Origin of the sequence: Nostoc sp. KVJ3 (assembly GCF_026127265.1) — a bacterium.
Lineage (GTDB): Bacteria > Cyanobacteriota > Cyanobacteriia > Cyanobacteriales > Nostocaceae > Nostoc.
In genome coordinates, this window is record NZ_WWFG01000001.1 from 295,739 (window position 1) to 310,308 (window position 14,570).

General features: G+C 40.6%; 14 protein-coding genes, 2 tRNA genes and 2 pseudogenes. 9 read left to right on the forward strand and 9 right to left on the reverse strand.

Going from position 1 to position 14,570, the window contains the following annotated elements; genetic code table 11:
* The first annotated feature begins 210 nt into the window (after positions 1 to 210).
* The 3 genes from GTQ43_RS01215 to GTQ43_RS01225 all read left to right on the forward strand — a co-directional run bounded on the left by GTQ43_RS01215 (position 211) and on the right by GTQ43_RS01225 (position 4,630).
* Positions 211 to 441: a DUF6737 family protein gene (locus GTQ43_RS01215; RefSeq protein ID WP_265269954.1), complete on the forward strand. Its 231-nt coding sequence runs from the start codon at positions 211 to 213 to the stop codon at positions 439 to 441.
* A gap of 520 nt (positions 442 to 961) precedes the next feature.
* Positions 962 to 2,182 (forward strand): sensor domain-containing diguanylate cyclase, encoded by a 1,221-nt coding sequence (locus tag GTQ43_RS01220; RefSeq protein ID WP_265269956.1) that lies wholly within the window; start codon positions 962 to 964, stop codon positions 2,180 to 2,182.
* A 273-nt stretch (positions 2,183 to 2,455) separates the two neighbouring features.
* Positions 2,456 to 4,630, forward strand: a complete 2,175-nt coding sequence (locus GTQ43_RS01225; RefSeq protein ID WP_321162359.1) for a beta strand repeat-containing protein — start codon at positions 2,456 to 2,458, stop codon at positions 4,628 to 4,630.
* 121 nt (positions 4,631 to 4,751) lie between these two features.
* Here GTQ43_RS01225 and GTQ43_RS01235 read toward each other — a convergent pair whose 3' ends face one another.
* On the reverse strand, positions 4,752 to 5,330 hold the full coding sequence (locus GTQ43_RS01235; RefSeq protein WP_265269958.1) for a thioredoxin family protein: 579 nt from the start codon (positions 5,328 to 5,330) through the stop codon (positions 4,752 to 4,754).
* A 216-nt stretch (positions 5,331 to 5,546) separates the two neighbouring features.
* Between GTQ43_RS01235 and GTQ43_RS01240 the strand changes: the two genes are divergently transcribed.
* A complete protein-coding gene (locus tag GTQ43_RS01240) occupies positions 5,547 to 6,104 on the forward strand; it encodes a hypothetical protein (protein ID WP_265269960.1) in 558 nt (185 codons plus the stop codon).
* On the opposite strand, the gene GTQ43_RS01245 is transcribed toward GTQ43_RS01240, so the two are convergent.
* Positions 6,101 to 6,634, reverse strand: coding sequence for a hypothetical protein (locus GTQ43_RS01245; RefSeq protein WP_265269963.1), 534 nt, complete (start codon positions 6,632 to 6,634; stop codon positions 6,101 to 6,103). The genes GTQ43_RS01240 and GTQ43_RS01245 overlap by 4 nt on opposite strands.
* A gap of 61 nt (positions 6,635 to 6,695) precedes the next feature.
* Positions 6,696 to 7,307, reverse strand: coding sequence for a DedA family protein (locus GTQ43_RS01250; protein ID WP_265269964.1), 612 nt, complete (start codon positions 7,305 to 7,307; stop codon positions 6,696 to 6,698).
* Positions 7,308 to 7,457: 150 nt separating this feature from the next.
* Here GTQ43_RS01250 and GTQ43_RS01255 point away from each other — a divergent pair, with 150 nt between their 5' ends.
* Positions 7,458 to 8,240: an ABC transporter permease gene (locus GTQ43_RS01255; protein ID WP_265269966.1), complete on the forward strand. Its 783-nt coding sequence runs from the start codon at positions 7,458 to 7,460 to the stop codon at positions 8,238 to 8,240.
* A gap of 28 nt (positions 8,241 to 8,268) precedes the next feature.
* A complete protein-coding gene (locus tag GTQ43_RS01260; RefSeq protein WP_265269968.1) occupies positions 8,269 to 9,009 on the forward strand; it encodes a hypothetical protein in 741 nt (246 codons plus the stop codon).
* On the opposite strand, the gene urtE is transcribed toward GTQ43_RS01260, so the two are convergent.
* A complete protein-coding gene (urtE, locus tag GTQ43_RS01265; protein ID WP_265269970.1) occupies positions 8,972 to 9,670 on the reverse strand; it encodes an urea ABC transporter ATP-binding subunit UrtE in 699 nt (232 codons plus the stop codon). The genes GTQ43_RS01260 and urtE overlap by 38 nt on opposite strands.
* 128 nt (positions 9,671 to 9,798) lie before the next feature.
* On the opposite strand from urtE, the pseudogene GTQ43_RS01270 reads away from it, so the two are divergent.
* Both GTQ43_RS01270 and GTQ43_RS01275 read left to right on the forward strand, forming a co-directional pair.
* Positions 9,799 to 10,072: pseudogene (locus GTQ43_RS01270) on the forward strand (IS4 family transposase); the annotation flags it as partial.
* Positions 10,073 to 10,197: 125 nt separating this feature from the next.
* Positions 10,198 to 10,410, forward strand: a pseudogene (locus tag GTQ43_RS01275) (IS4 family transposase); the annotation flags it as partial.
* A 273-nt stretch (positions 10,411 to 10,683) separates the two neighbouring features.
* Here the strand turns inward: GTQ43_RS01275 and GTQ43_RS01280 are convergent.
* From GTQ43_RS01280 to GTQ43_RS01300, 5 genes are all read right to left on the reverse strand, one after another.
* A tRNA-Met gene (locus GTQ43_RS01280) sits at positions 10,684 to 10,760 on the reverse strand.
* Positions 10,760 to 10,835: transfer RNA gene (locus tag GTQ43_RS01285), tRNA-Met, on the reverse strand. Before GTQ43_RS01285 ends, GTQ43_RS01280 begins: the two co-directional genes overlap by 1 nt.
* A gap of 137 nt (positions 10,836 to 10,972) precedes the next feature.
* Positions 10,973 to 11,467, reverse strand: coding sequence for a COP23 domain-containing protein (locus GTQ43_RS01290; protein WP_265269972.1), 495 nt, complete (start codon positions 11,465 to 11,467; stop codon positions 10,973 to 10,975).
* Between the two features lie 92 nt (positions 11,468 to 11,559).
* Entirely contained in the window at positions 11,560 to 11,844 is a 285-nt protein-coding gene (locus tag GTQ43_RS01295; RefSeq protein ID WP_265269975.1) for a hypothetical protein, read from the reverse strand.
* 252 nt (positions 11,845 to 12,096) lie between these two features.
* Positions 12,097 to 12,675, reverse strand: a complete 579-nt coding sequence (locus GTQ43_RS01300; protein ID WP_265269977.1) for a hypothetical protein — start codon at positions 12,673 to 12,675, stop codon at positions 12,097 to 12,099.
* A gap of 382 nt (positions 12,676 to 13,057) precedes the next feature.
* On the opposite strand from GTQ43_RS01300, the gene GTQ43_RS01305 reads away from it, so the two are divergent.
* Positions 13,058 to 14,560, forward strand: a complete 1,503-nt coding sequence (locus tag GTQ43_RS01305; protein WP_265269979.1) for a protein kinase domain-containing protein — start codon at positions 13,058 to 13,060, stop codon at positions 14,558 to 14,560.
* The last annotated feature ends 10 nt before the right edge of the window (positions 14,561 to 14,570 follow it).

Consider the following 14,570-nt stretch of genomic DNA (forward strand, 5'->3'; position numbering starts at 1 on the left):
TGTAAGGGCACAGCAATACTGTGCCCCCACCTGTATACTTCATTTACCTGAAAAACGCTGTATTTCTCACGAATTTTACCAAAATCTTGATAATATTAATAGCGATGCCTACAACGGGCAAAGCCAACGCCTTCAACTCTGGAACCCCAGGAAATCATTTACCCTGAAAAATGGTTACAGGGAAATTTAGAGTTTTATTAAATAAAATCAATGTCTGAACAAAAGTCCATAAGTCCTTGGAACTACAAACCTTGGTGGTGTCAGCCTTGGTCTATAGTTCTCACAGGTTTCACACTAATTAGTGGTAGCTGGTTACTATGTAAAACTATCTGGCTAACAGTTCTTGTCTCTATCCCTGTCATGGCGTGGATGGGTTTTTTTGTGTTGTTTTGGCCAAAACTAATGATTCGTAGTGGGATTTTGGAGTCGTATAAAGACTAATTCGAGCTTGATGTGTTACTGGAAATTGGCAGCATAACGCACCATTTACTAGTCTATCAAGTTTAAATTGATGGGTGAGAATGTTCGTAGTAAGGACTTCAGTCCTGATTTTCTAAGCACTAAAGTGCTTACTACAAACTTTTCATTACTAGCTTGATAGACTACTGCTTGGGATAGTGCGTTACGACGTTCCATCTAACACAACGCCAGTTGCTACAACGGAGGGAACCTCCCTTCGGGTTCACCAGTCGCCTAGGTTGGGAAACCCGCCTACAGCGCTGGATTCACCGCAACGCAGTGGCTCCCCTACAATACCTAATTTTGTTCAGAAATCAAACCGGATTCCTATATTGGTGAAAAATTGAGTTCTATTTTATACTCTTACTTATCGGGACTCTATCAGTATAATAAGTTTTGACAATTTTTTGTTTACATTAATCGTTTTCAACCTGGCTTTGGGCACAAGACCTTGTAAGTATTTAAATACTTAGGGAATTTGCACAGTGAAAGTTAGGGTGATATGAACAACAGAGCAAACCAAAGGCTTGAACAACATCATGCAATACAATATTTCTGCATATTCAACCGAATGTTGATTTTCGTTGCAGAGATGTTTATATCACGCAGTATAGATGCTGTAGAGTTAACCTTGTCGTTGTTGCAAAGTTTCCAGCATACTACACTTTCCTGGCTAAAGCTCAAACACTCATCTATAAAAACGCCAGCTGCGCCTCTACCGAAAAATGAAGCAGAAAGGCTCAAAGCATTAGCTGACTACAATATTCTGGATACTCTACCCGAACAAGCATTTGACGATCTAACTGCTCTTGCCGCTTATATTTGTAAGACTCCAATTGCTTTAATTAGTTTAGTGGATGCCGATCGCCAATGGTTTAAATCTAAGGTGGGACTAAAAGCCAGGGAAACACCCAGAGAGGGATCTTTTTGCTCTCATGCCATTCTTCAGCCAGAGGATATATTAGTGGTTCCTAACGCCATTAAGGACGATCGCTTTGCTAATAATCCGCTAGTCAGAGGTAATCCCAAAATTCGTTTTTATGCTGGTGCGCCATTAGTTACGCCCAATGGTTTACCCATCGGAGCGTTATGTGTGATGGATACCATTCCTCGGCAGCTAAGTTACCAGCAGTTAGATGCATTGCGCCGCTTAACTCGGCAAGCGATCGCTCAGATGGAACTGATTCAGGAAGTTCGTAACCGCAAACAATCAGAGATGGAAGGAAGGCAGTTATCCCTGACCGACGAACTAACAGGTTTGCATAACCGACGTGGTTTCTTCATGATGGCTGAACAACAGTTAAAAATTGCTCACCAGATGAAAGCGTTGTGCTGGGTTATTTTCATTGATTTAGATGGGCTAAAACAGATTAACGACACCCTTGGTCATGATACTGGAGATGCCTTGATTGTTGATGCTGGTCGATTACTCAAGCAAAGTTTTCGGAACTCGGATATTGTTGCTCGCTTGGGTGGAGATGAGTTTATTGTTTTTATCTCCAACTACTTTCAGGATGCTGATAGCATCCAAGCATATCTGCAAGTCAATATTGCCAACTTTAATCAACAGCAAAACCGTAGCTATGAACTTTCGATGAGTATGGGGATAGAGCGTTATTCACCCGAAAGTAATATGTCACTAGAACAATTAATCGCCAGGTCTGACGAATTAATGTATGCTCATAAGCGCCTCAAGCAGCAATCTATTCATCAACGACAGTAGGGATTAGCAAAAATACAGCAGATTTAAGATTAGTGAATAATCTGAATAAAAAATAAGCTGTGCATTGTTTTTTGGCTCTGAAAGTGCGATCGCCTAAACATCCCTTTTGAGTGACGCTGTCTAAGTAGCAATAGTATCATCCAGCACTAATCTTGTAAAAACACGAAATACTTCAAATTAATTGGCTTAACCTAACTTTTAACCAATGCTAATGTTGTTCGTTTAAAAATTTTACATCTACTCCATTGCTAACAACCAACATACGAGAAACTCATGGCTGCTCCATTATTCAATCTCTCATCCCTAGATGGCAGCAACGGCTTTACCATCAACGGCAATGGCACTGACTCTTCAGGTAACTCAGTTAGTAATGCTGGGGACGTTAACGGCGACGGCATCGCCGACCTAATTATTGGCGCACCTGGTTCAGGAAAGAGCTACGTAGTCTTTGGCAGCACTAACGGGTTCAATGCTAGTCTCGACCTTTCATCGCTGGATGGCAGCAACGGCTTTACCATCAACGGCAATGCTGCTGACTCATCAGGCAGTTCAGTTAGCAATGCCGGGGATATAAACCATGACGGCATCGCCGACCTAATTATTGGCGCACCTGGTGCAGCTTTGGGTGCAGGACAGAGCTACGTAGTCTTTGGCAGCAATAAAGGATTTAGTGCTAGTTTCGACCTCTCATCTCTGGATGGCAGCAACGGTTTTGCTATTAATGGCATTAATGCGCGGAACTCAGATGGTATCTCTGACTCATCAGGCACATCAGTTAGTAATGCTGGGGACGTTAATGGCGATGGCATCGCCGACCTAATTATTGGCGCACCCAGCGCCTTATCGATTGCAGGGCAGAGCTACGTGGTCTTTGGTAGTACCAACGGCTTCAATGCTAGCCTTAACCTCTCAGACCTCAACGGCAGCAACGGCTTTGCCATCAACGGCAATGACACCGACTCATTAGGTAACTCAGTTAGCAGTGCTGGGGATGTTAACGGCGACAACATTGCCGACCTAATTATTGGCGCGCAGGGTACTGGCAAGAGCTACGTAGTGTTTGGTAGTACTAGCGGCTTTAATGCCAGCTTCGACCTTTCATCTTTGAATGGCAGCAACGGCTTTGCAATCAACGGCAATGCCAGTGACTTTTTTGGCGCTTCAGTTAGTAGTGCTGGGGATATTAACAATGATGGCATCGACGATCTAATTGTTGGTGCATACAATGCCGCTTCGGGCGCAGGACAGAGCTATGTAGTTTTTGGTAGCTCTAGAGGTTTTGATGCCAACTTTAATCTGTCTAGTCTTAACGGCAGTAACGGCTTTGCAATTAAAGGCATTAATGAAAATGATGTCTCAGGCTACTCAGTTAGTGCGGCTGGAGATGTCAATGGCGATCGCATCGCTGACCTAATTATTGGCGCACCTTTTGCGGCTTCTGGTGCAGGACAGAGCTATGTGGTCTTTGGCAACAGTAGCGGCTTTGGTGCTAACCTCAATATCTCCAATCTCGACTCCAGCAAGGGCTTTGTCATCAATGGCATTAATGGTACTGACTCATCAGCTATTTCAGTTAGCGCTGCTGGAGATATCAACGGGGATAAAATCGACGACTTGATTGTTGGCGCACCTGGCGCATCTGCTGGTGCAGGTCAGAGCTACGTAGTTTTTGGTAAAAAAACACCAGTCAATAACGCACCTGTTGCCGTCCATGATACTTTTACGACTGCCAAAAATACTGGCTTTTTTATTGGAGTAAATACCCTGCTGGCAAACGATCGCGACATCGATGGCAACAGCCTCAGTATCACTGGTGTCAGTGGTGCAATCAATGGGACTGCGGTACTCAAAAATAACCACACTCCCAATAACTCGGCAGATGACTTCATCCTATTTACTCCAATTAGAGGGTTTAGTGGTGCAGCTAGCTTTAACTACACCATTACTGATGGTCAACTCACTAGTACCGCTAAGGTGACTGTGGAAGTGGGCGCTCGCCTTTTTGGTGGCAAGGGCAACGAGTGGATAAATGGTACTAATGGTAATGACTACATCGATGGCGGCAATGGTAAAGATACCCTCAATGGCGGCAATGGTGATGATATCCTCTTAGGCGGTAATGGTAACGATATCCTAGTTGGGGGTAATGGCAAAGACATCCTTGATGGCGGCAATGGTAATGACACATTGTCTGGTGGTTTTGGTCAAGATACCCTCATCGGTGGCAATGGCAAAGATAAATTTGTCTTGGCTGCAACACAAGGTACTGATAAAATTACTGACTTCTGCAAAGGTACTGACTTGATTGGATTGTCTGGTGGTTTAAGCTTCGGTCAACTCAGTTTTTCTGGCAACAAAATTATCGTCACTGCTACTGATGAAATTTTGGCAACGCTGACTGGTATCCATACCACAACGTTGACTGCGGCTAATTTCACTATCGTCTAAAAATCGATTCAGTAATCAATATCAGATGTAATCCTCATCCCCCGCTCCCTATCCCCACCTTATGAGTACATTGAAGGTGGGGACTTCCGCGACAGGTTAAAAATCTCTGGAAAATTCAAGTTTAATTTACCACCTGGCTGCCATGACTGCGAGGATCGTCTTGACTAGCTGTTGGTGCTACTGGGGCTGAAAATTTGGAAACTTTGCCGCTAGCTTGGGCATAGGGGAGAGATGAACCAGTAACCAAAGCTTCTAAGTTACTAGCCATAATTGTCCGGGGTTGATCGCCGATCGCTTGGGCGATGGTTTCGCCTTGCTGACTCAAAAATACAAAATGGGGAATGCCATCTACCCGATATTTTAACATTTCTGGTAGCCACTTGGTATTATCCACGTTCAGCATGACAAAATTCATCTTGTCAGCATATTCTGTTTCCAATTGAGTGATATCGGGTGCCATTTTCTGACAGACAGTACACCAATCAGCATAAAATTCTACTAAGGATGGTTTGCCGTTGCTGACGGCTACTTCTAACGGTGTGGACGATTCGCTTAACTTGGCTAGGGTTGCTGAGGTTGTTTCAGTTCGCAATCCGAAGACGAGGGAAACGCTAAGTGCGATCGCTACCATTACAATTAAGAAGTTTCTCAAACGCTTCCCGAATGGGGATTCCGGCTTATCAGGAGAATCAGTACTCATAACAGAATTATTAAAACTTATTAAGCAATTTCTTCTTTAGTCTAGCTGACTCCAAGCGCTCTTTAATAGTTGGACTTACGCAAAAAAACTTTCAAACTCTTATTCCTCTGTGTCCTCTGTGGTTCGTTCTCCTGTAACCTGTGCGTAAGTCCTAGTAATTTGATCCTCAAAATGGGTATTACAAATAAGGACTTTAGATGCAATAGGTTTTCAAAGATGATTTTAAGCTTCAGTTATATCAGTGCTGTATGTGCCGTATCTTTATTAGTCAGCGTTAGCAGCTTTCAGAAGTCAGCCGTAGCCAATATAAACAACCAGTCCCAACTAATAGCACAGCAGATTAAAACCCAGCTAAACCCAGTTTTTAAATCTATTTTGCCCAAATTAAAGCAAAAGACTCAAATTAAGATTTTATTGCCAAAGTTTATTCCCGAATCGGATGGGGAAAATCCAATTTATGCAAGTATAGAAACTGCTACGCCAAAAAACTACGAGATTTTACTAGCTTTCAGTCCCGACTGTAATGGTGCTTCTGCTTGTCGTTTGGGCGTTGTTTCTGCTGAAGCCGTAACCCGCAAAACACCCCGTCTTGCGGGAAAACGTGTATCTTTAGCGAAGGGGTTCACTGGCTATTTTGTAGATTTTACTTGTGGGGCTGGTTGCTCAGATGCTACGTTGACTTGGAGACAACAGGGTGTACAATATGTTCTTGGGTTAAAAGCTGGCGATCGCACTTCTTTGATCAAAATGGCTAATTCTGCCATTAATCCCTAACTAACCTCAGAGTTTGATTGTCCTTCCCAGCGAAACAGCCGTGGCAATTGAGAAACATCTATGGCGTAATTAACAATCCACAGCACCAATTCAAAAATCAATAAATATCGTACCCCTACCAACTCACTTTTAGAATCCAAAAGTGTCAAACCTTCATATAACTGCCAGAAGCGGTAAGGCAAGTATATATAGGGAACCATTACCCACACTACATTTTGCAACTGCCTGAGTGTTACTGCCTCAGAGATGATTTGCAACCCTAATATAATAAAATACCAACCAAGCACAGTTAACACACTGCGATCGCCCCAGCATACACCCCACAATAGCATGACTACTAATGGCAGCAATCCTCCTAGTAGTTGCACTGAGCCAAACCAGATTTTATACCAACTGGGAAAGGGTAAAGGTAGGGTATAGGGCTTTGTATGTTTCCAACCCCAATTCACAACCACAATAAAAAGTGTGGCAATGAGGAAAAATAGGAGATTTTCTAGAAACAGATAGAGGTTAATGTTTAAGGAAGTCACTTTGCTTCACTCCAAATTCAAAGTTAACTCATTTTCATCCTCATAAATTACAAAAAATAGTTTAACTTTTATTTGCTCTATTTTCTTGGATTACATGAATAATCGACGGCACTAAAGAAATAAATATAATTAATCCAATAATTGGTAATAAATACTTATCTACCTGTTCAGGTGGCAGAGATTTTCCTAAGAAAAATCCTAATAGGGTAATGCCAAATGTCCAAAGAAAGCCACCGATTAAGTTATAAGACATAAATGTTCGGTAATGCATGGCACCAAGTCCAGCTACAATTGGGGCAAAAGTCCGAATAATTGGTGTAAACCTCGCCAAAACTAGCGTTTTTTTGCCATGCTTATGATAAAAATCTTGAGTTTTTACCAAGTGTTTTTTCTGAAACAACCATGAATCTTCTTTCTGAAAAAGTTTTCTGCCAAATTTGTGTCCTGTAGCGTAGCCAACATTATCACCAAGGACTGCACAAACAAAAGCACCAAAAATTAGAACCCAAATGTTAAACACTGGTTCGGGAACAGATGCGAGAAATCCAGCAGTAAATAGCAAACTATCTCCTGGCAGAAAAAAACCAATTAGCAAGCCAGATTCCGCAAAGATAATTGCCCATACCCCAAAATAGCCAATTTTTGTAATTAGGTCTGGTAAATTTAAATGCATAGAATTTTTTAGCTTTCAACAATAGATCCACAACATCTTAACGTTTAGCAATTTTCCTGAATAAAAAGTAATATTAAATTTACGTAAAGTTATTATGTATTTTTAAGAAATATCGTGACAGATGGTACATTTTAAGTTACTGGGTGGAAAATGCAGAAATATTTGAAAGTATTAAGACTATTTTGGGGTGCTGCGATCGCAGCTGAGTTAGAATATCGTGTTAACTTTTTCATCGCTACCCTCACCAGCTTGGGAAATCTTGCAGGTAGCCTTTTTGGACTATTCTTGTTTTACCGCACTGGCTATACTTTTAGTGGCTGGTCATGGGAAGCAGCTTTAGTAGTTCTCGGAATTTTTACCTTACTACAAGGATTTTCTGCTACTTTTCTAGCGTCAAACTTGAATCGCATTGTCCGCCATGTCCAAGAAGGCACTTTGGACTTTATATTATTAAAACCTATCCCCAGTCAGTTTTGGCTTTCCACTCATACCCTTTCGCCTTGGGGACTGCCGGATCTAATTTTTGGTAGTATTATCGTTGGCTATGCAGGTAAACGCCTTGGTGTCGGGATAAACGGCTATTTACTTGGTGTGCTGCCGTTATTGTTCAGTTTGGTGATTTTGTACAGCCTGTGGTTTATGCTGGGAGCGACGAGTATTTGGTTTGTTAAAGTATACAATGCTACCGAGGTGCTGCGTGGCTTGTTGGAAGCTGGACGATATCCTATTGCTGCATATCCCACTGCTTACCGCTTTTTCTTCACCTTTGTGATGCCAGTAGCTTTTTTAACTACAATACCAGCAGAGGCATTGCTGGGCCGTAGTGAAATTAGTTGGTTTATCGGTGCGGCAATATTAGCAATAGCCTTGTTTTTTACTTCTACTTGGTTTTGGCGATTTGCGTTGCGGTTTTATACTAGTGCTTCGAGTTAGAGAGATTTCAACCTCGGTAAAATGTTTTATGGAATCCCAAATAGACATACATTTGCCTAACGGAGTTTTACAACGCTTACAAAATGTCAAAGATTTTGTTAGTGAAAATGTTAACTCTTTAAATAACTCAGCACAGCAAGTTGGGGAATCTTTAAAGGCAACAGCAACTACAACGACTGATAAAGCAATTGATACAGTTACGACAAGCTTAGAGAAAACTTGGCAAACTGCTGAGAAATTTAAAAGTACAACATCAGGAGCAGTTAAAGATGTAATGGCATCTTCTGTAAGTGATTGGCTGACACAACACCCAATGTTTTTTCGGTTAGTGCAAATACTCGGTTGGGCGACTAACCACCCAATTATTAGTATAGTGGTTTTGCTATTTGCGATCGCTCTACTTTGGAGCATCATCAAAGCAATCGTTCGCTTGATTGAAACAGCCAGTTGGTCAATACTCCAAGTTCCGTTAAAATTTGTTCAGGCTTTGATTAAAGTTAGTTTTTTCTCCTTAACTAAAGTTGGTAGTTTTGCTGTTCAACAAATTACGGCTACTAAAACAACTAATAATCTGCTAGCTTTGCCACCTGAAAATTTTCAACCAAACAAAAAACAGCGATTAGGAGAAATTTCTCATCGCTTAGAAGCAATTCAAAAGGAACAAAATCAGCTTTTAGAAGAAGCAGCAGACTTGATTGCTGATGGCACAATTGATATAGACATCTCCCAAATTAAACAGCTAAGAAGCGTTGAATCACATCTTGGCTAAGTTCGGTTGTGGAACCAGAGGCGACAATACCGCCTTTTTGCATAGCGTAATAGTAATCTGCTTGACGGACAAAATGTAAATGTTGCTCTACCAATAAAACCGAAATGCCTGTGGTTTCGACAATGCGACGGACTGCGGCTTCAATTTCGAGGATGATGGAGGGTTGAATACCTTCAGTGGGTTCATCTAAGACAAGTAATTGAGGTTCTCCCATTAAAGCACGAGCGATCGCTAATTGTTGCTGCTGTCCTCCACTCAAATCACCACCCATCCGCGAAAGCATGGTTTTTAACACCGGGAATAGGCTAAAAACTTCCTCTGGAATTTCTGCTTTTTTTACTGGTTTGCGTCTAGCCTCCAACCCCAGCAGCAAATTTTCTTTTACTGTCAATCGGGGGATAATTTCTCTTCCTTGGGGAACATAACCAATTCCCAACTTTGCCCTTTGGTCTGGAGATTTCGAGTTAATTAATTCTCCAGCTAAGTTAATTGTACCGCTACGGGGTTTAAGTAAACCTATAATTGTTTTGAGTAATGTAGATTTTCCTACACCATTGCGTCCAATCAGGCAAATCATTTGCCCAGATGGTACGCTTAAATCTACATTGCGGAGAATGTGACTTTCGCCGTAGTAAACGTCAAGATTAGAAATTTGTAGCATTAGAAATTATTTATCCATATACCTGAAGGGGCGACACGCACCTCATATTCCAAGTGCTGCAAAAGTTTGACTGAATTATGGTAAAAAAAGATAGGTCAATAATTGTCAAGAATACTTATCTATTGAGAATGTTACCTCCATTGTATCAAACTAACTTAGAAAATCAACTCTCAGAGTCCGAATTGTTGTTTTTAAATCTGCTGATTAATGTCCTACAAGATAAAAAAGCAAGTTAGTCTAGAAAAAATAGCTAATGCTTTACCTGTACCAATATTATTTGAAAGCAGACGCAAGAAAATTCAAAGATTCTTATCACTCCCAATACTTAATATCCAGAGAATTTGGTTTCCGATAATAGAAAACTGGCTCACTCAAAATTTCTCAGATAATCAAAGAATTTATTAGTTAAAATACTCAAAATATTCCTTAGAGGGTGACAAGGCAACTCTAAGCTATGCAGGACAAAACTTTGAGAAGATAGTGAAGACAAAAAATAGGGAGCATTTTTGTGGCTCCCTGGAAAAAATATGTTTCCTGAATCTTACCAAAAAACCCTGCGTGCCCATCTGAATGGAAGCCAGTATCTAACCATACAGCTTCTGTTGTTATTGCTACAAGTTCATCGTCAGGTCAAACTCTCCGTTTTAGCTAGCGTCTTTCCCCAACCGATTCAATATGGCAGTCGCAAACGCAACCTACAAAGATTTTTGAACTTGCCTCGACTCAATGTCAAACTTTTATAGAACCGCGCTCAAATATGCCGTTCAATTTACTAATCTAGAATCCCCGAAGGAAAACTAGATGTAGCAAACGAAGGGATATACTCAAGTTAAGGGAAAAATGCAGTTGCGCTTACTCCTTGACTGAGGCTACCGAACATCACCCTTACGAGTAATGACCGACAGCAGAACACTTACACCGCAGAGTTGAGAAAATGAGGGGTCTCGAATCTGTTAAGATCCGTACCATATTGGCTACCTTGGAAGGGTATTGTCTTTTAGCCCAGACAGGGTTGGGTGAAAGTATAGGAATCGAACCTACAACACATCGATTATGAGTCGATTGCTCTAACCAATTGAGCTAACTTCCTGGGGTTTGATACAGGAGTCGAACCTGTGACGCATCGATTATGAGTCGATTGCTCTGCCAACTGAGCTAATCAAGCGATATAGTTTAAAGTACTCGGCGCTATACGCTTGTATCAGAGATTAGCGCACCAGTTAAGCTTATGGAACCTAAACTATAGCTTTGTAACTTTATTACTATCCCGCTTCAAATCTAGCACAGGTAAATAGCTGTCATTTATTCTTTGGGAATCCCTAGATGATCCCTCAAATCAACGTAAGGCGCTCTATTACTTTTACTTAAAGGTTGCCGCCAAGCCAAGAGATTATTTAGCGCTTGTACCCCATCTTCATTGGGTTTGAGAGTCAATATCAACTTTTCGCAGCGTCCATTGACTTGATTTGCGGTGCAAATCACATTTTGTCCGTTCATTTTGCCGACAGTAATAAATCTCAAGTCTCTGTTGCGGCGGTAATTTTCCAAACGTTGACTTACGTCTTGACAGCGCGTTAGTTTATTGTAGCCAGCATCTCTGAAGTAATTGGAAGTCCAGCGAATCCAAGGCTCACTAACACCTCTAGGATTTGTGTACACCGTCACGGGTTTGTTTCCTGAAGTGTCACAATAAAATCCTCGCCTACTTTCAGCTTGACTTGGCTGATTGATAGTTGCAGTGGCGCTGAGGGCAATTCCACCTGCAACTAAAACATTTGTCAATGATGCCAATTTCATGAGTATCTCTCAAATGTTGAGTAAAAAGTTTTTATTTGCCTTGTATTTGGCACTCTTCCTACTTCATTTAGTAGGGAGATGATAAGAAGTTTTTACTTGTATATATAATGAGCCGCAACCCACTTGCGACCATGATTTGTTTTTTCCCAATGTGCAGGAACCAACACTTTCTTTTTGACTGGTGGTGCATAACGCCTAATTTGCGGTGGTTTATTTGCTATTATTTGAGCGGGTCTATTAATAGCGTGGGGCTTCACAATAACTTGTAATGCTGATGCTTGTGAAGGAATAGAAGTAACAGCAAATGGTAAAAGAAGCGCTATGCCAGCAAGAATTTGTTTGATATTCATCACTAAATCTCCTTTGGTAAATTGCATGATTAAAGTTCAGTAAACTTTAATCTGTTTGATGTCTCATGTTTATAAGCATAAGAGTTAAAACAGCTATGAAATAGTGATAAAAGTAACTACTTTAAGCATTACTTAAGTAATATTTAATGTCAGCGCCAAAGTAGGAATATTATTAATTTGCCCCAACTCCACAAAAAACAATTACCTCAAATGCAATGTCTGCAATGGATACGGCTCACCTGTTATTGCCTACATCAATTATCCCCGCTACCTTGTGACTCAGTCTGGGAAAGCTAGACCAGTCATGGGGTCACGGATATATAATCCTAAAGTGAGACTACGCATCGCTTCATCCCAAACGGGTATTAATTGTTCTGCTTGATCTACCCAATAATCGAATGTAATCAAGCACTGAACATTTGACCCCAAACCAATGCAAGTCCGTGAAAAAGCTTCCCGTGGTTCTTCTTGAGTGTCAATAAACTTAATCTCTGTCCAGACAATTCTGGCAGTTTGGCGCTTGATGGTAATAACTTCTCCCTTAGCAATGACGTTACGACTATCGTCATCCATAATTTTTTTCAAAGTAGATTTTAATGGAAACTGGCTCCAGTCATTGGGGGGTAGGCGATTAAAGGACACTTCTAGACAGCAATCTTCGTTAGGCGGTTTTTTATCGAGGAACTTGAAGGATTTTTCTTGTGGCTCAAGAACCCAATCTTGGGGAACGTTGAAGCGAACAGCGCCTCGATCTGCTACAAATATTTTGTAGCCTGATGGAGATTCCCAACGATGGTCAGGTTTTAGTTCAAGCGTTTCTTTTATCCACTGGAGATTGCTTTTTTTACGCTTTGCCATAGTGTTTTTGTTCTCTCTGCTGAAGAGGGCGTAGGCTGTCGTAAACATCGCCCACTTTGTTAATGTTATCAAATTGCTAGTATTAACACGTCTCTACAGACCAAAAATGAATAGCAAAAATCCTTAAATCTTTAACCGAACTGTATTGAGTTCTAGTTTAGGAATCGTTGGTATCCATTATTACTCAAAATTTTGTGAATTGGAAAGAAAAGCGATCGCTCTCACAGACTCTTTGATTTTACTGTGAGATTGAGAGCGCAGAGGTGAAGTTTAGCTTTTGAGCGATCGCAATAAAATTAAGATTTACTTTATTTAGCGATTGTTACGCAATAATGGTGGTATATTTAGTATACCATTAGTAATAATTATCCCGTAGCTATTCATGAGCTACTGTATTAATCCCAATTGTCCGCAGCCGCAAAACACCAGACAACCCCTATTTTGTCTAAGTTGTGGCTCTGAATTGCTTTTAGAGGGGTGTTATCGAGTCATTCGACCAATGGGTAGTGGTGGCTTTGGTAAAACCTATGAAGTGGATGATTCGGGTACAACGAAAGTCCTCAAAGTTTTGTTTAATCTCCATCCCAAAGCTGTTGAATTGTTTCAACAAGAAGCAGCAGTTTTAAAACGACTCAACCATCCCGGTATTCCCAAAGTCCAATCAGATGGTTACTTTATCTATTCACTCAGAAATAGCCAAGTACCTCTGCACTGTCTGGTGATGGAAAAAATTGAGGGGATGAATTTGGAAGAATATTTGACCCATCGTGACAACGAACCCATCGGCGAACGCGCAGCAGTGCGATGGTTGAAACAGTTAGCAGAAATTTTGCACCAAGTTCATCAACAGCAGTATTTCCATCGTGATATCAAGCCGCCAAATATTATGCTCAGACCTGATGGACAATTGGCGTTGATTGACTTTGGTACAGCACGGGAAGTAACGCAAACTTTCATGCAAAAAGTAGCAGGACAACAAGTTACAGGCATTATTTCTACAGGCTATACGCCACCAGAGCAAATGAATGGTAAAGCTGTACCACAATCAGATTTTTTTGCTTTGGGGCGAACTTTTGTTTACTTATTAACTGGGAAAACCCCGGATTTTTTTAATGAAGATTCTCGGACTGGGCAATTAATTTGGCGAGATAGTGCCACAATAATTTCCAAAGGTTTGCTAGATTTTATTGATTACCTGATGGCTCCTTTTCCAGGGAATAGACCTAAAGAGACACAAGAAATATTAGATTGTATTGCAGTAATTGATGCTTCTGCTAGTAATTCTAAACAATCTTCTCAAACCCCAAAGACTTATAAAAATAGTAGCAATAATCAGCAAATATCTCAGATTCAATATGCCGGATTTGGGAGACGTTTAATTGCTCATTGCATAGATATAGTGATTTTAACAATTGTTGTAGCTTTAATTTGGAAGATAATTTTAAGTATTTTTAATGTATTGCCATCAAATACTATTAACGAATATGGTGTTTTTGGATTTAGCTTGGTGTGTGCTTCATTTATTACCATAGGAGGAATCTATGGAGAGTTTTTAATCATTGTAGGAAATTTGTCATCTGGCTTTCAGTCTGAGGAAAATAGATTTATTCTGACAATAGCTACATTTGCTTTAATTAGCAAATGGTTATATTATAGTTGGTTTGAGAGTTCTGAAAAACAAGCAACTCCAGGGAAAATGGCTTTAGGCATAGCTGTAACTAATTCATTTGAACATCGTTTAACATTTCATCAAGCCAATGTGAGATTTTGGAGTAAAAGCATTTCTGCCTTAATTTTGCTGATAGGTTTTATCATGCCATTGTTTACTAAAAACAAACAGGGACTACACGATAAGATAGCCAAAACTTTGGTGATCAAAAAATAATCCAATTTGG